The organism is Brenneria sp. g21c3, assembly GCF_040240345.1.
Taxonomy (GTDB): domain Bacteria; phylum Pseudomonadota; class Gammaproteobacteria; order Enterobacterales; family Enterobacteriaceae; genus Brenneria.
This window is the reverse complement of sequence record NZ_JBEIAB010000026.1, coordinates 1-18,833: the sequence shown is the minus strand read 5'-3', so window position 1 is coordinate 18,833 and position 18,833 is coordinate 1. Positions and strand designations below refer to the sequence as shown.

Below are 18,833 nucleotides of genomic sequence, written 5' to 3'. Positions count from 1 at the left end.
CCTTAATGCGAAAGACTTTCTTTCTGCCATAACAATAACTTCTTTCAAATAGTGTGTTGTAGACCTTTATTTTGATGGTATAAACAGGGAGAGAAGATGGGCATCATTATATTCGCTTCATTTGTTGTTAAGTCCCTATTTCGAGGTGCGGGACAAAACGCTACATTTTGAACAACGCCAGCGCTGACATGGGATTATAATGGCCTCGTAGCACGGCAACCGAATGACGAATTCGTCGGGAGCGAATCGACCGGCCAGTTATTGACCTGCGGTAACGACGGCATTTGCCGCGTTAGCCCTGTCGCTTAGCCGGCTAAGGAATTCGGGGTATCTGTCGGACGCGGATTTGAATGCGCTTATTGCGGCTATTCAAAACCAGAGATAGGTAAAACCATTTAGTAAATTAAATAACGCGAACAACGAAGAGAAGGATATAAGAATAGTCCTTCCACCTATCAATAATAGATGAAAGCGTTCCAAAATTTTCTTCTTTGACCGTACATGCTCTTTTTATTTTTTAACGGCAATCTATTTTACTCTTAACTACCTAAACATTTGTAACGGATGAAGAGTTTTGGCTGATGATACCCCGGACCAGAGTAACTGATGAATTTAATGAAAACATACCGGATGAGGAATGCGGCGCTTCCCCGTATCGTCGGCAACGTTGGCACCGTTCGATTTTAGGGCGCGTCACGCTATTTCTGCTCATCGGTATTATTGTTTCATATGGCGTCGGGGCGGCGGCGGGCTGGTTTATTGTCGATAAAAGCTCGCAGGAGCAGTGGCGACGTCAGGCCGACACTAACGCCCACATCATGAGCTATATCGTCCGCAGTATATATACGTCGGTGGTTGCCCGTATGGATGAATCCGGGCAGATCACGAGCATGGTGGCGGAAAGCTTTCTGGGCGATGACGAATCCATTCTGCAAACGGGATTCAATCCCGTCGATGTGCTTTCTCTGGCGGCCATGCAGACGAATAACCCTGTCTGGCTGTTCCAATATCGTGCAAAAGAGGGGTTTGTCAGCGTCACGGATGCAAGCGACGGCGAAGGCGGCGACATTCTGGCGCTGGAGGATCGCAAACCGGTAACGCCCGACAGCTTGAGAACCATGCTCTCCGGCTTTGTCTCGATTGACGGCAAAACCTATTTCGCCAGCGTGCTCCCCATTGTGGCGCCATCGGGAAAGTTGTTGGGCGCATTGGTAAGCAGCGTCGGCGAGAAGCCGGATCTTTACCGCATTCATAATACCTTGCTGCGCAACTCGCTTATCGGACTATGGATTGTACTGGTGGCGACGGGGCTGATTATCAGCCTGCTGATGAGGCAGTTTTTTCATTCCGTACCGACCCTGATTCAGGCTCTGACGCGCATTGCTCACGGCGATACCGCGAATGTGACGCCGATGCTGCAAAGAGATGATGAAATCGGCCATCTGGCGGTCGCCATCGAAAAACTGCGGCAGGCGATGGTGGAACGGGAACATCTACAGCAAATCAAAGACACCGCGCAGAAAATGGAATACATGGCCCACCATGACCAACTGACCGGCCTGCCCAACCGTACTTTTTTCAGCGGCGCGTTGGAAAACGCCATCGCCCGGCTGAAGCCGAAAAAAGCGCGTTTTAATCTGATGTTGCTCGACCTCGACTATTTCAAAAAGGTCAATGATACCTACGGCCATCCGGTGGGGGACTCCCTGCTGATTAACGTCAGCGAACGGATCTCCCTGTTGGTCGGCAATGACGATGTGGTCGCCCGGCTGGGGGGCGATGAATTTGCGCTGATTCAGCATGTTAAGGAAAAACCGATACAGGAAGCGCGACAACTCGCGGAGAAGATAATCTCGTCGATATCCGTACCGTTTTACTGTCAGGGACACGAGTTTTGCGTGGGGATCAGCATCGGCATCGCCAGCGCGCCGCTGCATGGCGAGACCTCGCCAATTCTGATGAAGAATGCGGACGTGGCGCTTTATGCGGCTAAAAACGCCGGCCGGAATAACTTTCACTATTTTGAATATGGCATGGCGATGCCGAGTTCGGTTCAGGATATTAAGGAGCTGGATATTGAAGGCGCCATGTCGCGCAAGGAGTTCGAGCTTTATTATCAACCGCTGATGCGCCTTTCGGACAATACCATTATTGGCTATGAAGCGCTGGTTCGCTGGCGCCATGATTCCCGACAATTGCTGATGCCGGATGTATTTATCGCGCTGGCGGAGAAAACCGGACTGATTGTTAAACTGGGCGAGTGGGTTATCCAACAGGCATGCCATGACGCCATGACGCATTTTTCCGACCATCAGTGCGTTTCCGTAAATATATCGGGGATTCAGGTTCACCATCGCGGATTAACGGAGATCCTGGCCCGGGCGCTGGCGCACAGCGGGCTGCCGGCTTCGCGCATCGAGATCGAGATAACGGAATCCATTTTGCTGGATCGTCAGGACGCGCTGCCGGTATTACAGCAAATACAATCCATGGGCATCGCGATAGCGCTGGATGATTTGGGTACGGGCTATTCATCGCTGGATTGTCTGGCCGATTTTCCCTTTAGCCGGGTCAAGCTGGATAAAGGGCTGGTCGCCGGCATGGAGGAGAGTGAATCGAAACGCGTTATTGTTCGCAGCATCATTGGTCTGGTTAATGAACTGGGGATGGAATGCATCGCCGAAGGCGTGGAAACCGAGCGGCAATTGACGCTGTTGCGTCATGTAGGGTGTGAATATGCACAGGGTCACCGAATAGGTGAAGCGCGACCGGTAACGGCGATAATAGGTTGAAACTATGCGGTATTTACTGAACGGCTCTCAGGTTCTGCTAAACAGATATGCACAGATGGCCTATCGGCTGACCGCACGTATTTTCCATGGGTCATGTCGACAGGTAACGATGGCCATGGTGCTGTTATTGCCGCTGCAACAGGCCGCAGCCGTCGAGCCGATGGATAATACGTTGACGCGGATCGCCCAGAGCAAAACGATAAAAATAGGCCACCGGCTGGATGAACCGCCTTTTTCCTACCGGGCCGACGACCAGATTGTCGGCTATTCGATCGATCTCTGCCTGCGCATCGTCGAAGGAATAAAAAGGTATCTGAAGCAGGATGATATACAGATTTTGTTTGTCCCGGTGACCACGGCGACGCGTTTTCCCCTGATCCGGCATCGCGGGATCGATCTGGAATGCGCCGCAACGACCAATAATCGCGAAAGGCGCAAAATGGCGGAATACGCCTATCCCCATTTCGTCTCGTCGACCCGTTTTGTCTCACTGAAGCGTAACGGCATCAGACGCATTGAGGATTTAGCCGGGCGCAGCGTTTCAGCGAGCAGCGGCTCGGTCAATCTTGAACAGTTGCATGCCGTGAATAGGCACAAAAAGCTCAATATCTCCATTGTATTGAAAAAAACAAATAAAGACGCCTTTGATCTGGTGGAGAATGGTAGCGTATCGGCCTTTGTGATGGATGATATTCTGCTGGCGGGGCGGGTGGCGATCGCTCCCACGCCGTCCGATTTTGTGCTGTCGGAAGATTACTTAAGTCGGCCTGAGCCCTATGGCATCCTGATGCCGCCCGGCGATCTGGTCTACAAGAAGGTTGTTAACGAGGAACTGCGGACTATTTTTACTCAGGGAGAAATAAACGCCATTTATGATAAATGGTTTCTTTCTCCTATTCCGCCGGACGGCGTTAATCTTCGCTTTCCTATGCCTCAGACCCTTAAGGCGTTTCTGGCGCAGCCGCAAGACTACCTTGATTAAAGGAGAGATGATCGATGTGCGGATACGGTAAACGCTTACGTCATTTTCTTATTGTCTTGTTTATCGTTACGGTCATGGAAAGCCATGCGTCCTGGGCCGCCAATATCATCCCCACGCTGGAGCGGATCCGGCAAACCAAGACGATAAAGATAGGCTATGGCGATTCTCTGCCATTTTCGTATATTGGCCCGACGGGCGAGGTTAACGGTTATTCCATCGATTTGTGCAAACGCATCGTCGATGCTCTCCGCATCCGGCTCGGGTTGGAAAAAATCAATATTGAATACGTGTTTCGCACGCCTTCCAACCGGGTGCGGCTGCTTACTAACGGCGCGATAGATATCGAATGCGACACCACCACCAATACGACGGAACGGCGGCGTAATGTGGCGTTTTCCATCAGTCATTTTATGGTGGACACCCGCTATGTTTCCCTGCGGAAAAATCACCTGAACACGCTGGCGGACTTACGTGGCCGAAGCGTCAGTATTGTGCTGGGAACGAACAATGTTGCTCAGATCAATCAGGTCAACCGGGAAAAGAAGCTGAATCTTTCCATCGTTTCCACGGATACTTTGCAGAAAGCCTTCGACATGGTTGCGCAGGAAAAAGTCTTTGCCTATGCCATGGATGATGTATTGCTGCATGCGATGGTCGCCCGCGCGCCCAATCCGCAAGCGTATATGATTTCCAGCGAGCCGGTGTATGGCGAAACCGAGTATGGTTTGATGATGCGTCATGGCGACGAGGGGTTTATCGATGCGGTTAACGACGCGCTGCGGCAGATTTACGCCGACAATGAGATAGAAGCGATTTATGCGCGCTGGTTTAAACAACCGCTTCCCGGCAGCGATATTAATCTTAACTTCCCGATGCGTGATAATCTGAAACAGCTATTCCGCGCCGCCGGAACGCCAGGCGCGCAATAACTATCCCTCAGAGCACTGCGTATTAAGCCGCCTGACACCATTGAGCCAGGTGTCGCAGCGCCTGATCGACCTCCTCGCTCCAACCAAATCCGGCATTAAGCCGCAGGCAGCGATCGTAACGCCGATCGGTTGAGAAAAGGTAGCCGGGCGCAATGCCGATGCCTTGCGCGCGCGCTTTGATAAACAGTTCGTGTGTCGGCGCGCAGTTCGGCGGCAGTTCGACCCATAAGACATATCCTCCCTGCGGTTTTGAAACCCGCGTACCGGGCGGAAAGTGATTTAACACCCCGTTGCGCAGCAGCGTGATTTGGCGTGCCAGCTCGCGTCGTAGTCGGCGCAGGTGAGCGTCGTAACCACCGGTTTTCAGAAACTCTGCGACAGCCGTTTGCGGCAGCATGGTGGTGCCCATGGTGGAGGTGTATTTCAGCGAGGCTATTTTTCGATTCCATTTCCCGCCGCTCAGCCAGCCGAGTCGGATCCCCGGCGCCACCGTTTTGGAAAAACCGCTGCACAGTATGACATTCGGGCTGAACGCGCGCAGCGGGAAAGGGCGTACGGCGCCGAACGCGGTATCGCCGAAGGTGTCATCCTCGATAATGGCGACGCCGTGCTCATCCGCCAGTTGCGTGAGACAGGCTTTTCTCTCGTCGGAGATAATGCCGCCGACCGGATTGTTGACGTTGGCGAGCGCGACCCAGGCTTTTACCACCTGTTGGCGGAAGAGGGCGGCCAACTGCCTGGCATCGGTTGTACCGCTGTCGTCCTGTTCGACTTCCACCACCCGCAGCCCCAGATTACGCAGCATTTGCAGCAGGACGAAATAACAGGGCGAGTCCACCGCCACGCTATCGCCAGGTTTGGTCACCGCGCGTAACGCCAGCGACAACGCCTCAAGGCAGCCGTTGGTGACAATGATCTCATCAGCCTTCAGGTTACAACCGTAGTCCAGCGCCCGGCGGGCAATTTCCGCCTGCAACGGCGGGTAGCCGGTTCCCTTGACCGGGTGACCCAGCAACTGTGGCTGACGGTAGCTGAACTGGCGCATCAGCAGGCTGATCTTGCGGATGGGATAAAGGCTGCTGTCGCCGTTAGCCAGATCCAGCCGCACGCGACAATCGCTGCCGACCATCGCCAGATGCAATTCGGTTTGCGGATCCAGCGGTGTAATCGTCACCGGTCGCAGCGGCGCGGGCGGCGCATTATCGGGCCGGCAAACATAAAAACCGGATTGAGGGCGGGCCTGAGCGTAGTGTTCGTCCTCAAGGGTGCGCAACGCCTTTAGCGTAGTCGTGACGCTTGCGCCATATTGTGCCGCCAGCTTTCTGACCGAAGGGAGCCGTTGACCCGGCGATAATGTTCCGTCGACTATCGCCTGTTTGATCCTTTCGGCTATCCATCGGTAGCGGCACGTCTGTTCTTCCATCTGTTCTGCCTCATATCGCACCCAACTGTTCATATCGTCGGGCAAGCTTTAGATGTACATTTTCTCCTACGCCAACGGCGAAAAAAAGATGATGTAATCATTTAAATATCAATTAATTATACCATAATCCAGCCGGCGTCGTTTGCCGCGGTTCGCGGTGTCGCCGCTCGTTATGGAGCATGAGATTTTAATGGAAAAACGCATGGAACTTTCAACTATCGACCCTGATATCGCGCCTTTGCTGACCCGTGAGCTGGCAAGACAGGAAAATAATATAGAGCTTATCGCATCAGAGAACTACGTTAGTCCGGCCGTGTTGGCGGCTCAGGGATCGGTACTGACCAATAAGTACGCGGAAGGTTATCCCGGCCGACGTTATTATGGCGGCTGTCATGTCGTCGATGAAGTTGAAACGCTGGCGATTGAGCGCGCAAAGTCGCTGTTTAATGCCGAATATGCCAATGTTCAGCCTCACTCCGGTTCTCAAGCCAACCAGGCGGTGTTTCTCACGGTGCTGAATCCCGGCGATACCATCCTCGGCATGGCGTTGTCCGATGGCGGTCATTTGACCCATGGCGCCGGCGTAAACTTTTCCGGTCGGATATATCGCGCTTTTTCTTATGGGCTGGCGCCGCAAAGCGCCGAAATTGATTATCAGGAGGTAGAGCGATTGGCAAAAGAACACCGGCCAAAGCTGATTATCGCCGGCGCGTCCGCCTACTCGCGCACTATCGATTTCGCCCGTTTCCGCCGTATTTGTGACGATATCGGCGCCTATTTGATGGTTGATATGGCGCACTACGCCGGGCTGGTGGCCGCAGGCGTTTATCCGTCGCCGGTAGGGATCGCCGATTTTGTCACCTCGACAACGCATAAAACGCTGCGCGGCCCGCGCGGAGGACTGATTCTGGCTAAAAAAGAGTTTGGCGCCGCAGTGGATAAAACGCTGTTCCCGCTTTATCAGGGCGGCCCGCTGATGCATATTATCGCCGCCAAAGCGGTTGCTTTTCGTGAGGCGGCGACGGACAGTTTCAAACGCTATCAGCGACAGGTCATCGCGAATGCCCGCGCGATGGCGCAGGTGCTTGACCAGCGCGGACTGCGCATTATTTCCGGTGGTACGGACTGCCATATGTTTTTAGTGGATCTGAATAGTAAAGGCATCAGCGGCAAAGCGGCGGAAGCGCTGCTGGAGCAGGCGCATATCACGCTCAATAAAAACGCCATTCCCGGGGATACGCGCAAGGCGACCGTGACCAGCGGTATCCGCATCGGCACGCCGGCGATTACCACGCGGGGATTCGGCGAAAAAGAATCGCGACTGCTGGCTGACTTGATCGCCGATCTGCTCGATGATCCGCAGGATGAAGCGGTACAAATCCGCGTTCGTGACGCGGCGCTGACGCTGTGCGCGCAATTTCCGGTATATGGCGCGGTCCGTTAAAAGAACGCAAGACGATTGATGCGGTTTGCTATGACTCGCCCTGTCGCCCGGCCGTTAAATTCAACCACCCGCCGTAGGCGAGTGGTTGATGAATATCGCTTTTCCGTCTTTGATGGGGTAAAAGCGCGCGGTTCTATTCGTTCAGACTTGCTTGCTTTTCAGTACCCCGGCCACAGACAGGCGATTTTGCGGCGAGGTTAAAGGCGCGGTTTTTACCTTGCGGCGTTTACGCGGTTTTATTTCACGTTCGTTATAGATTTTTAACCCCATAACCACCAGAGCCAGTAGCGTCGTGATGCCATTCGCCGTCATTACCGGCACATCCTGTACTTTAAAACCGTAAGCGGTCCAGCAGGAAACACCGAAGAACAACGCGGCATACATGCCCAATGAAATACCGGTGGTATCTTTGTTGCGAATAATGTGAACCACCTGCAAAAAGAAAGAACCGGTAGTCACCCACGCCGCCAGCGTACCCAGCGCAATCGACCAATGATACAGCGCCAGTATCGATAATGCTGCGGCGACAAATGTCCCCGACACAATCAGTAAGTGTTTTTTCATGTCATTTCCCCTTAGGTAATGCATGGAGGATCGTCTGAACCTCGTCAACGGCGGCGCGCAGATGGCCGGCGAACCCCTCCTGGCGACGAACCATGCCGAATAATGCGGACTGATTGGCAAATGCGGTCAGCGGATCGTCCGCGGTGAAAATACTTGCCGCATCAATGCTGTCAATCGCGCGATCGTCGTAGCTGAACGGCAGCGCGTTCTTGTGGTACTGCTGCATAAAGAGAAAAAACAGCGCGGGTAAACGTAATGTCGCCCGCGGCACTTTCCCCTGACGGTAACAATCCTTCAGGGTCGGAACGATAAAACCATGCAGCTTGGCGATGCTATCGGATGATACGCGCGCGACCGTATCGCGAACCCAACGATTGCCGAACCGGGCGAGGACGCTATCGCATTCGGCCGGCAGATCGAGATCGATAGCGCGCTGTTGCAGTGCAAAACCGACGTCTTGCAGAACGTAATCGCGGATCCAGTCGGTTACCTGTTGGGAAAGGCTTTCATCGATATAGCGTTTGCCCTGCAAGGCGCCGGCCCAGGCGATACCGCTGTGGCTGGCATTGAGCAGACGAATTTTGGCCTCTTCGACCGGCGTCACGTCGTCGACAAACTCGACGCCAACCTGCTCCAGCGCGGGACGTTTACCGGCAAAGCGATCTTCAATCACCCAGCGGGCAAAACTTTCGCAGGACAATGGCGCGGCATCACCGGTAATCCCTTGCCGTTCCAGACGTTCATAGAGCGCATCATCGAATTTCGGCGTGATGCGGTCGACCATGCTGTTCGGCGCGCTGGTGTGCTCCTTCATCCAGTCAATCAGATCGGAACGTTGTTTGGCGGCCAGAAACTCACGCATCCCCTGGGAAAAACTGTCGCCGTTCTGACTCAGGTTATCGCAGCAGAGTAGCGTGACCGGGCCGTTTTTTTGCTGCTGGCGAGCGGTCAGGATCAGCGTCAGCGCTCCGTATAAAGTATTTATTTCACCTTCATCGAGAAGGTCGGCCTTGATGGCGGGGTGAGATACGTCGAGATGACCATCGTCATCCAGGAAATATCCACCTTCGGTAACGGTGAAAGAAATAATTTCAGTGTCTGGGGCGGCCCCGACGGCGACGGTTGAAGCGAGACGACTATCCCATAGCAGGATTTGATCCACCGCATCTATGGTTTCATAGTTGCGTTCCCCTTCAGGAGAGATCGTTTCAAGTGTATAGCGGCCGTTTTGAGATTTGAGCTGTTGCAGCGTTTTTTGCGTGGAGCTATTGCGGATGTTGGATAACGCCATATGCCAGTGGTCGTCACCCTGTCGTCGCAACTGATTAAGATACCAGGCTTGGTGAGCCCGGAAAAATGCGCCTGCACCCAGGTGCAGCCAGGTTGAAGTATTTTTTGTCGATATAGGCAAACCTTATCCTTACTCCAGTGGAGATTATTTATCCACTGTTAAGGTTAACATTTTTTTTGGCATAATAAAAATTCACTACTTATTAGTTGGTTAGGTTAAATTTTGGCGTTTTTATAAACACTTTTCGGCTAACCAATAATCGATATTTTATCCATGCCGCGCTTGTTAGCCGGATTTCCCTTGCTGGCGGTTCAGTCGCGTATTTGTCTTTTTAACTAATTGATTTTTATTTGTTATCTTGGGGTTTTATCCGGCGTGTGTCGTCGCGCTTTTAAACGGCGGACGCAAAAAATCATCCCGCTAATGACCGCCACAAGAGGCCGGTAAGGCGCGAATGGGAATCCGCGAGGATTCCGTCTATGATGATTTTGCACCTGCGGGCTTATCTTTGCCCTTAACCTATTAAAATATGGACGAATGAGGAAAACACTTTGGCTGGAGCGAGTTTATTGACGCTTTTGGATGATATCGCCACGTTGCTGGACGATATTTCCATCATGGGGAAAATGGCTGTTAAAAAGACGGCCGGTGTATTAGGGGATGACCTGTCTCTGAATGCCCAGCAAGTGAGCGGCGTAAAGGCAAACCGCGAATTACCGGTGGTTTGGCGCGTCGCAAAAGGTTCTTTGCTCAATAAGGTGTTTTTAGTCCCGGTGGCATTGCTGATCAGCGCATTCGCTCCCTGGGCCATTACCCCTTTGCTGATGATTGGCGGCGCTTATTTGTGTTACGAAGGGGTAGAGAAAGTGGTGCATACGCTGCGCCACGGTAAAGAGGAAAAAACGCCGGAGGCCCGGCAGCAGCGGTTACTGGCGGCGGCTCAGGCTGATACGTCCGCTTACGAGAACGACAAGGTCAAGGGAGCGATCCGCACTGACTTTATCCTCTCGGCCGAGATCGTCGCCATTACGCTGGGCATTGTGTCCGATGCGCCGCTGCTTAATCAGGTTGTAGTGCTGTCGGGCATTGCGCTTCTGGTGACCGTTGGCGTGTACGGCATTGTGGCCGGTATCGTTAAGCTGGACGATCTTGGTATGTGGCTGGAGCAGCGCGCGTCTGCGATTGCCAACAAGGTCGGGGCCGGACTGCTGGTCTTGGCGCCGTTACTGATGAAATTCCTCTCTATCGTCGGCACGCTGGCGATGTTTTTAGTCGGGGGCGGCATTGTGGTGCATGGCGTGCCGCTGCTTCATCATACGATTACTGATTTTGAGGCGCGCTTCGGTGGCCTGACCGCCGTGCTGATGACGAATCTGGCTAATCTGGTCATTGGCGTTATCGTCGGTTCGGTGGTGTTGTTGGCGGTGGGGCTGATTTCCCGTTTACGTAATAAGGCATAGCAATGCCTTTCGGCCAGATTTCCTGCGCAGGTAGGGAATCTGGCGAATGTAGTTAACTGAAGGGGGCAAGTATGAGGCCGGAGATGAGTAAAGCGCATATCACCAGGGTAACGGCGCGGTATCGTTCATATACATAAATACGCCCGTCAGCAGAGAGATAATGACAATCAATATAACCGTGAGTCTCAAAAAAACGCTCCTCTAATGCAAATCATGTCTAGTCACTATCCGTCAGGATGACTACCTGAACCCACTATCGAGGATACGATTATAAAGATTATCGTCGCGTTGTTAATTTTTTTACGAATAAAAATTGAGGGGGAGAACAAAAAGTAGCCATCGATAAAAATCGATGGCGAGTGAAAAACGTTATTCAATGTCGTCTTTATTACTCTAAAATATTATAGATTTTCTCGTTTCCCAGCTATTAACTCTTCTTTGTTTTTATCCGGCAAATCACACATTTTGATCTCCTTATCCAGGCAGATAACGGCTTTTTCATTCCGGCTGTAAGGTTTCCATACCGGTAAACCTTGGCCATTAGGGTTGCCGCTGGTTGCGAAATTGACCCAATAGGAGGACATCGCGTTTTCCAGTGATTTATCGACGCCATCCCATTGCCGATTGAGTTTCGACTGGTTGTGCAAAACATAAGGCAGTTCACTTGAATGGAATACGCCAAAGTTTGGATGTTCCTGCCAGGGAATCGCTTTGCCGAAAAAGTATAAATAATTGGGCTGATGACCATAATGAATTCTAAGGTCCGCCATCCATTTCATTGCGTAAAGACGTTCATCCCGGAGAATATTTTTTTGAGTGACGGCAGCATCATGAGCAGCGTCAGCCTTGTACAAGGCATGAAACGTATCCAGGTGCTCGCCATAGTATTTTTTAGCATAAGAATTGAGATCGTTTACATTCCATTTGCCGTAATCGGACTCGCTTCCTCGCTCATCTTTATTCATGCCAGCCAGAACCGGGACATCATTCTGTCTGTTTTTTTGGTAAATATCGGCTATCTGCGTCGGCAATAATTCGCCATCAATGACCGCGCCCTTTATTGGCGTATTAATGGCGTATTTTTCAACCAGCTGATTAGCCGGCGCATTCCTCAGATCGTTTAAGGATGAATAGCCTGCGGATTTAGCCCATTGAGAAACCTTTCTTTCCGCATCGGCCCGGAGAATACCCAGGCTCTCTGCCGGACGTATGCCATAGTTGGAGATGGTGCTGCCAGGGGCGCTTTCCATGATGGCTTTGTTATACAAACCGTGAGCCAAAGGCGAGGCATTTAAAACAACAATCGAGTTAGCTCCCGCGGATTGCCCCATAATCGTAATATTATTACTGTCGCCGCCAAATTTATCTATATTATCTTTTATCCAATGCAGCGCCGCGATTTGATCAAATAGCGCGTAGTTGCCGGAGTTGCCTGATTCTTTCGTCAGCGCTTCATGAGCAAGGAAACCAAAGACGCCTAACCGATAATTAATGTTTACAAAAATAACGTTTTTGCGCGCAAGGTTCTCGCCATCGTAGATCGGCACGCTCCCCGAGCCTTCAACAAATCCGCCGCCGTGAATGAATACGATAACGGGCAGTTTATCTTTATTGGATTGCGCGGGGCTCCAGATATTGAGATACAGGCAGTCTTCACTCATCGGGCCTTGATGTAAAAATTCAGATGTCCAGGGAAGTTTATCGCCCGTCACTACTTTTTGCATACAGCCTGCGGCAAAAGCGTCGGTCTTTTTAATGCCGTCCCATTTGTTTACCGGTTGTGGTTTTTTCCACCTTAATTCACCGACAGGCGGCGCCGCATAGGGAATACCCTGAAATAGAGACAGTTGTTTATCTGCGGACAGCTTACCTTCTATCATGCCGCCGGTTACGTTAATGGGACCCTGGATAGCGCCTACGGCGCCAATTGAATATAAAGAAAAAGTAAGTAATAACCCTTGATACGTTTTTTTCATGATCATCATCGCTGTTAATAAACACCCGGTATTTATTTCACTTATCAAAATAAATATCCGTGATCTGATTCGCACTTTATTGGTGCAGAATTATATTGGCGTTAGGCGTTTTATTGGCGTGATAGTTTCTTTGCTAAATGATTTTGGGCGGTTATTTCTAAGAGAACAATCCGATATGCATACGCCACATTAAAAAGTGCGGCATATGCATATCGCGGCTTTGCTTAGAGCGCGAAGGATTCGAGTGATTTACCATTCTCAAGCGCTTCTTTGATAACTTTAGGGGTACGTCCTTGACCCGTCCATGTTTGTTCATTGCCGTTTTCGTCCGTATATTTATATTTAGCTGGTCTGGGACTGCGTTTCGCTTTAATCGGTTTTGATTTTACACTCTCTAATAGTTCCGAGGGATCAATGCCGTCTTCGAGCAATTTAGCCCGAATGGCTTCCAGTTTAGCCAGACGTTCAGCCTGTTCTTGTTGCACCTTGGTTTCTTCTTCCCGGCGATCTTCAACGATGGCAGTGAGTTTTTCCAGCATTTCTTCCAGCGTTGCCAAATCGATTTCACGAGCCTGCGCTCGTAGCGTACGAACATTGTTTAAGATTTTCAGCGCGTCAGTCATTTATTTTATCCTGTATAGTTAAAAAGACATTATTTAGCATACTCGATATTTTAGGATAAAACGAAGTGGTTATGCTGATATATACAGAAAAATTTATGCCAACAGGTATTCGCCTCTCTACAGGGTAATATTTTACGCGGATATTTTGGGCGGGAAAGAAGGGGAGGCGGAAAATCCAAGGATGTCATACCGGCATCTACTCGCGGAGTAAAGCGTAAAGCAGATAGGAAAAGCCTATTCATATATCGTTATAAATATAATGCGGTTTGTGTTTTTTTCGATCTAAAACTTTTTAATATTTAATGGGTTTGTATTTTAAATGATAGCTTATATCGCCTGTGCTTGCGTTTTAGCGGCGGTTTAATATGCTGAAAAAAACCGCGTTGCGAGAGAAAAGATAAAACCGCCGCTTTGCTCCGGCCCGGAGAAACTCGCCTGTACTCGAAGTATGACGCGTCTGTATCCAAACATATACATGACCCATATCCACCTCTCTCGGTACGTAGCGCGATGAATTATAGGGCGCGCGGACTGTCGTTTGGAATATCGCCAGCAAGATCGGAATCGGCGGTCGTGGTTGCCGAACGGCGAGGCGCCTATTGGCATTAAAATCAGCAAGGTAAAGTGATTGCTGCGATATGAGGCGCGTTTCTGGTGTCCCCGACTGGAATCGAACCAGTAACTAGCCCTTAGGAGGGGCTTGTTATATCCGTTTAACTACGGGGACGTAAGACCGGGCCATTATACTCATTTTGACCCGGATAATAAGCACTTAACCGCGCGTTTGCTTAAAGTGTCAGCAGTCAGTCATGTTTTTTTCTTTTCGCCGCGAGGTTACTTGCCCCGGCCTGCCGCTTCCTTACTGGTTTTCTTGCTCATGTCGTTACGGATTTGGGCATGGCTCATCAGGGCGAAGATAAAGGTGCCGCCGATGATGTTGCCAGCCAGCGTCGGTAGGGCAAAAGGCCAGATGAAGTCCTGCCAGGCAATGTTGCCGATAAATACCAGGTAAAAAATTTCCGATGCGCCGGCGACGATATGCGTGAGATTACTGAATGCGATCAGCCAGGTCATGATGATGATGACCCATATTTTAGCTGAGCCGGCGTGCGGTATCATCCAGACCATAGAAGCAATAATCCAGCCGGATACCACCGCGTTGGCAAACATTTCCGCCGGGGAATTCTTCATCACCTTCATGGATAGCTCAATGAGCGCATCGCGGGTGGCGCCATCAAAAACGGGCATATGGGTGAATGCCAGCGCGGCAAGCGCCGTGCCTATCAGGTTGCCGGCCAGCACCACTCCCCACAGCCGGAACAACAGGTAAAAATTATGCGAGGAGGGGTTTTGCATGATGGGCAGCACGGCGGTGACGGTATTCTCGGTAAATAGCTGCTGGCGGGCCATAATGACAATCACAAAGCCGATGGTATAGCCGAAACTTTGCAGTAAAAAACCACCGGGAACGCCCTCCAGATTCATATGCAGCATGCCGATGGCCATGAACGATGTTCCCATCGACAGACCGGCGGCAACCGCCGACCAGAACAGCGCCATGGCGTCACGCTCCAGCTCCTTCTCGCCTTCCTGACGAATTTCCTCATGTATGGCGGCGGCAGGCGAGGGCAGGGTGTTTTCATCAACCTCGATCTCTTTTCCCTGGCTTTTTTCTTCGCTTTCTACTTCTTCGACGTTTTTGCGATCATCATGTTGGTCGGTTTTTTCTTGTTGCGCGCGGTGTTTTTCCGATGTTTGATTCATCTTTACTCTCTCTGATTTCCTTCTTCTAATTGTGATAAGCGTAGCCGTTTTCAACACATAGGGTAGCGCGCGAGCGTCACCGGTTTGCGAACCCTATGCTATATTCTCGTCATATCAGTCAGAATTTTGCGACTGGATGTCGTCGTCGCTCCGCGCGTGATTGCCGCATTGTCTTTGGGGATGGATTGAGAATGGTCTGGTAAACGCGTTAAAGCGTATGAATGGACAAGCCAAAGTAGAAGCAGGGCAATAAAATGTTACACTGTCGACTGATATCCCGCCTTCGTTTCCCATGCGAATGGGCTAAGCAGGTACCGGGAATTCCCCATTCCCGGTCGCGGGTATAACGCAATATAATCAGGGAGAACAGATATGAATTACCGCCTGAGCGGGGTGGTGCTTGCCAGCGTGCTGCTTATCGGCTGCGCCAGTACCGGGGATGGGTCTCAAGACGGGCGTTCAGACCCGCTTGAAGGTTTCAACCGGTCCATGTTCAGCTTTAACTACAACGTGCTGGACCCTTATCTGGTAAGGCCGGCGGCCGTTGCATGGCGGGACTATGTGCCTTCGCCGGCGCGCAACGGGCTGAACAACTTTTTTGGTAACCTGTCGGAACCCGCGGCGATGGTGAACAACTTTGTCGAAGGTAATCCCTATAAGGCGATGATTCATTTCAACCGCTTTTTCCTGAATACGCTGTTAGGGATGGGGGGATTGATTGACGTGGCGTCAATGGCGAATCCCAAACTGGCAAAAGAGGAGCCTCGCCGTTTCGGCAGTACGCTGGGTAGTTACGGCATGGGCTACGGGCCGTACGTGGTGTTGCCCGGCTATGGCAGCGCCACCATCCGTGAAGACGGCGGCAATTACGTCGACACCCTCTATCCGGCATTGAGCTACCTGACATTCTGGATGTCGGCGGGCAAATGGGTGCTGGAAGGGTTGGAAACGCGGGCGCAATTGCTGGATTCCGACGGCCTGCTGCGTAACTCCTCCGACCCTTACCTGATGGTGCGTGAAGCCTATTTCCAGCGGCATGATTTCCTGGCCAGCGATGGAAACGCCACGCCGCCGGAGAATCCGAACGCGGCGGCGATTGAAGATTCTCTGGATGAAATTGATTCCGCCAGATAGCGGTATCTTTTTCCGTCTGCTGAAAGGCGCCTTCGGGCGCCTTTGCGTTTATCAAAGGGGCAAACGCGTTCCCTTTGCTTGAATAACGAGAGTTGTTTCGCAAACGTTACATCATTGTTGTTGGTTTATTTACTTACAAAAATGTCATTTCTCCCCATTGGTAACAATAATGTTACGCCGACAGCCAGAACGGACGCCTCTCTATGCTGAAAAGAGTCAGCCAACTGATTTTTTTGTTAAAAACATTATTAACAAAAGGGTCATAAATGATGGTTTTCACCATGAGGGCAAGCGTATGCTGACGGTAAGGGATGCGTGGAGAATCTATTTGCCTGCGATTATAAAAATTCAATGAAATAGAGATATAAGCATGAAAAAACTACTCACTATGATTTTATGTTTGGGTGTAGCGGGAATATCCCAGCAAGTAACAGCGCAAGAAAATAACGCGACGGAGAAAACCACGGACGTGGTGTTGATTGGCGGCGGGATTATGAGTTCGACGCTCGGCGCTTATCTGCAAGAGCTTCAGCCGGACTGGTCAATCGATATGATCGAACGTCTGGATAATGTGGCGGAAGAGAGTTCCAATGGCTGGAACAACGCCGGCACCGGTCACTCCGCCTTTATGGAGCTGAATTACACGCCGGAGCCTGAGAATGAAAACGACCCGGTCAATATCAGTAAAGCGGTAGAGATCACCGAAGCCTTCGAGATATCGCGTCAGTTCTGGTCATATCAGGTTAAAAACGGCGTGCTGCACGACCCGAATTCCTTTATCAACAGCGTACCGCATATCAGCTTCGTGTGGGGGGATGAAAACGCCCGCTTCCTGCATCGCCGCTATGAAGCGATGCAGCACAGCACGCTTTACCGTGGTATGGAATTCTCCGACGATCCCAATGTCATCAAAGAGTGGGCGCCGCTGATCATTGAGGGCCGCGACCCGGCGCAGAAAGTCGCCGCGACCCGCATGCCTATCGGCACCGATGTAAACTATGGCGAAATTACCCGCCAGTTGGTGAGTTCTTTGCAGAAAAAGCAGAATTTCGCCCTGCATCTCAATTCCGAAGTGCGCGATATCAAACGTAATGCGGATAACACCTGGAGCATCACTTACGCCGATCTGAAAAACGGTGAGAAAGAAAGCGTGGTCAAAGCCCGGTTCGTCTTTATCGGCGCGGGTGGGGCGGCGTTGCAACTGTTGCAGAAATCCGGGATTCCCGAAGCCGACGGCTACGGCGGTTTTCCGGTCGGCGGCGAGTTTCTGGTAACGGAAAATCCAGAATTAGTGAAACGCCATCTGGCGAAAGTTTATGGTAAAGCCTCCGTCGGCGCGCCGCCGATGTCGGTTCCGCATCTGGATACCCGTATTTTTGACGGTAAGCCGGTGCTGCTGTTCGGGCCGTTCGCCACCTTCTCCAGCAAATTCCTGAAAAACGGCTCGCTGTGGGATCTGATTGGTTCAATCACCTTCGCTAACGTCATGCCGATGACCCATGTAGGGCTGGATAACTTCGATCTGGTCAAATATCTGATCAGTCAGGTGATGATGGATGACGACGATCGCTTTGCCGCCTTACGGGAATATTTCCCCGACGCGAAAAAGGAAGACTGGAAACTGATCGTTGCAGGGCAACGCGTCCAGGTCATCAAGAAAGACGCGGATAAAGGCGGCGTACTGAAGCTGGGTACCGAGATTGTCAGCTCGCAGGATGGTTCCATCGCCGCCTTGCTGGGCGCATCTCCGGGCGCGTCCACGGCGGCGCCGATCATGCTGAGCCTGCTGAAAACCGTCTTTAAAGATAAGGTCGCGACGCCGGAATGGCAGGCCAAGCTGAAGGAAATTATTCCTTCCTACGATCAGAAGCTGGACGGCAATATTGAATTGACCAATAAGATCCGCAGCTACACCAGCAGCACCTTGCAGTTGAACTATATTGAAGTCAAACCGGAATAACGATCGAACGCATTCCCGAGAAAAGGCCGCGCAAGCGGCCTTTCACCTTTTCAGTATTTATGCCCGCCCGCCAATGGCGACTTGCGGTGTCGGCCGCAAATTCCCCTTACCGATCAAAGATTCCCTCCCCGTATCTGTCCGTCCTGCTTGCGTAATCTGTCGTGATGAGCGCTTTAATTGTCTGTAAGATCGAAACGCGGCTGTTTCGCCTTACTCTTCATTTTGTAATAATGATAAACAATATTATTAACGTTGTAATAATTTGATTTTAAATGATATTTTAAATATTTTTTCATCAAAATCGCTTGCCTGACTGATCATATTTTCGGCATAATGCGCGCCATAAAATTTCTCAATGGACATGAAAAGGAAACCGCATGGAGCGCAATTACGCCATACCCTCGTCTTTTTCTTCGTTAACCGCCACGCTCGCCCGTTATCAACTGTCCGTCTTTGGCTGCGCCGACCTGGACGTGGAGTCCTTTACCGCC

Annotated in this window: 13 protein-coding genes and 1 tRNA gene; 7 read left to right on the top strand and 7 right to left on the bottom strand. The window is 51.3% G+C overall.

Going from position 1 to position 18,833, the window contains the following annotated elements; translation table 11 throughout:
* Positions 1-581: 581 nt before the first annotated feature.
* The 3 genes from ABRZ28_RS22665 to ABRZ28_RS22655 are packed head-to-tail and all read left to right on the top strand — an operon-like array spanning position 582 to position 4,703.
* The gene (locus tag ABRZ28_RS22665) at positions 582-2,792 is read left to right on the top strand and encodes an EAL domain-containing protein (RefSeq protein WP_330521630.1); all 2,211 of its coding nucleotides are present in this window, start codon (positions 582-584) and stop codon (positions 2,790-2,792) included.
* Between the two features lie 4 nt (positions 2,793-2,796).
* Positions 2,797-3,774 carry an amino acid ABC transporter substrate-binding protein gene (locus ABRZ28_RS22660; protein ID WP_330521629.1) on the top strand — a complete coding sequence of 326 codons (978 nt, stop codon included), beginning with the start codon at positions 2,797-2,799 and terminating at the stop codon, positions 3,772-3,774.
* A gap of 14 nt (positions 3,775-3,788) precedes the next feature.
* On the top strand, positions 3,789-4,703 hold the full coding sequence (locus ABRZ28_RS22655; RefSeq protein ID WP_330521628.1) for an amino acid ABC transporter substrate-binding protein: 915 nt from the start codon (positions 3,789-3,791) through the stop codon (positions 4,701-4,703).
* 22 nt (positions 4,704-4,725) lie between these two features.
* Here ABRZ28_RS22655 and ABRZ28_RS22650 read toward each other — a convergent pair whose 3' ends face one another.
* Positions 4,726-6,126 (bottom strand): aminotransferase-like domain-containing protein, encoded by a 1,401-nt coding sequence (locus ABRZ28_RS22650; RefSeq protein WP_319605897.1) that lies wholly within the window; start codon positions 6,124-6,126, stop codon positions 4,726-4,728.
* A gap of 172 nt (positions 6,127-6,298) precedes the next feature.
* On the opposite strand from ABRZ28_RS22650, the gene glyA reads away from it, so the two are divergent.
* The gene (gene glyA / locus ABRZ28_RS22645; protein WP_330521627.1) at positions 6,299-7,570 is read left to right on the top strand and encodes a serine hydroxymethyltransferase; all 1,272 of its coding nucleotides are present in this window, start codon (positions 6,299-6,301) and stop codon (positions 7,568-7,570) included.
* A 141-nt stretch (positions 7,571-7,711) separates the two neighbouring features.
* Here glyA and ABRZ28_RS22640 read toward each other — a convergent pair whose 3' ends face one another.
* Entirely contained in the window at positions 7,712-8,134 is a 423-nt protein-coding gene (locus tag ABRZ28_RS22640; RefSeq protein WP_319605899.1) for a SemiSWEET family sugar transporter, read from the bottom strand.
* A gap of 1 nt (position 8,135) precedes the next feature.
* Entirely contained in the window at positions 8,136-9,545 is a 1,410-nt protein-coding gene (gene dalD, locus ABRZ28_RS22635) for a D-arabinitol 4-dehydrogenase (RefSeq protein WP_330521626.1), read from the bottom strand.
* 431 nt (positions 9,546-9,976) lie between these two features.
* On the opposite strand from dalD, the gene ABRZ28_RS22630 reads away from it, so the two are divergent.
* On the top strand, positions 9,977-10,885 hold the full coding sequence (locus ABRZ28_RS22630) for a DUF808 family protein (protein ID WP_330521625.1): 909 nt from the start codon (positions 9,977-9,979) through the stop codon (positions 10,883-10,885).
* A gap of 401 nt (positions 10,886-11,286) precedes the next feature.
* Here the strand turns inward: ABRZ28_RS22630 and ABRZ28_RS22625 are convergent, their stop codons facing one another.
* From ABRZ28_RS22625 to ABRZ28_RS22610, 4 genes are all read right to left on the bottom strand, one after another.
* Positions 11,287-12,861 carry a carboxylesterase/lipase family protein gene (locus tag ABRZ28_RS22625; RefSeq protein WP_330521624.1) on the bottom strand — a complete coding sequence of 525 codons (1,575 nt, stop codon included), beginning with the start codon at positions 12,859-12,861 and terminating at the stop codon, positions 11,287-11,289.
* Positions 12,862-13,085: 224 nt separating this feature from the next.
* Complete coding sequence (locus ABRZ28_RS22620; RefSeq protein ID WP_319605903.1) at positions 13,086-13,484, bottom strand: H-NS family histone-like protein; 399 nt, start codon at positions 13,482-13,484, stop codon at positions 13,086-13,088.
* Positions 13,485-14,136: 652 nt separating this feature from the next.
* Positions 14,137-14,211, bottom strand: a tRNA-Arg gene (locus tag ABRZ28_RS22615).
* Positions 14,212-14,318: 107 nt separating this feature from the next.
* Positions 14,319-15,248 (bottom strand): formate/nitrite transporter family protein, encoded by a 930-nt coding sequence (locus tag ABRZ28_RS22610; RefSeq protein ID WP_319605904.1) that lies wholly within the window; start codon positions 15,246-15,248, stop codon positions 14,319-14,321.
* Positions 15,249-15,620: 372 nt separating this feature from the next.
* Between ABRZ28_RS22610 and mlaA the strand changes: the two genes are divergently transcribed.
* Both mlaA and mqo read left to right on the top strand, forming a co-directional pair.
* Positions 15,621-16,382 carry a phospholipid-binding lipoprotein MlaA gene (gene mlaA / locus ABRZ28_RS22605; protein ID WP_319605905.1) on the top strand — a complete coding sequence of 254 codons (762 nt, stop codon included), beginning with the start codon at positions 15,621-15,623 and terminating at the stop codon, positions 16,380-16,382.
* Positions 16,383-16,752: 370 nt separating this feature from the next.
* Complete coding sequence (gene mqo, locus ABRZ28_RS22600; RefSeq protein WP_319605906.1) at positions 16,753-18,342, top strand: malate dehydrogenase (quinone); 1,590 nt, start codon at positions 16,753-16,755, stop codon at positions 18,340-18,342.
* Positions 18,343-18,833 lie beyond the last annotated feature (491 nt).

Coding starts and splice junctions, on each gene's coding strand:
- ABRZ28_RS22665 (WP_330521630.1), top strand. CDS start 582: ATGATACCCCGGACCAGAGTAACTGATGAATTTAATGAAAACATACCG.
- ABRZ28_RS22660 (WP_330521629.1), top strand. CDS start 2,797: ATGCGGTATTTACTGAACGGCTCTCAGGTTCTGCTAAACAGATATGCA.
- ABRZ28_RS22655 (WP_330521628.1), top strand. CDS start 3,789: ATGTGCGGATACGGTAAACGCTTACGTCATTTTCTTATTGTCTTGTTT.
- ABRZ28_RS22650 (WP_319605897.1), bottom strand. CDS start 6,126: ATGGAAGAACAGACGTGCCGCTACCGATGGATAGCCGAAAGGATCAAA.
- glyA (WP_330521627.1), top strand. CDS start 6,299: ATGGAGCATGAGATTTTAATGGAAAAACGCATGGAACTTTCAACTATC.
- ABRZ28_RS22640 (WP_319605899.1), bottom strand. CDS start 8,134: ATGAAAAAACACTTACTGATTGTGTCGGGGACATTTGTCGCCGCAGCA.
- ABRZ28_RS22625 (WP_330521624.1), bottom strand. CDS start 12,861: ATGAAAAAAACGTATCAAGGGTTATTACTTACTTTTTCTTTATATTCA.
- ABRZ28_RS22620 (WP_319605903.1), bottom strand. CDS start 13,484: ATGACTGACGCGCTGAAAATCTTAAACAATGTTCGTACGCTACGAGCG.
- ABRZ28_RS22610 (WP_319605904.1), bottom strand. CDS start 15,248: ATGAATCAAACATCGGAAAAACACCGCGCGCAACAAGAAAAAACCGAC.
- mlaA (WP_319605905.1), top strand. CDS start 15,621: ATGAATTACCGCCTGAGCGGGGTGGTGCTTGCCAGCGTGCTGCTTATC.
- mqo (WP_319605906.1), top strand. CDS start 16,753: ATGAAAAAACTACTCACTATGATTTTATGTTTGGGTGTAGCGGGAATA.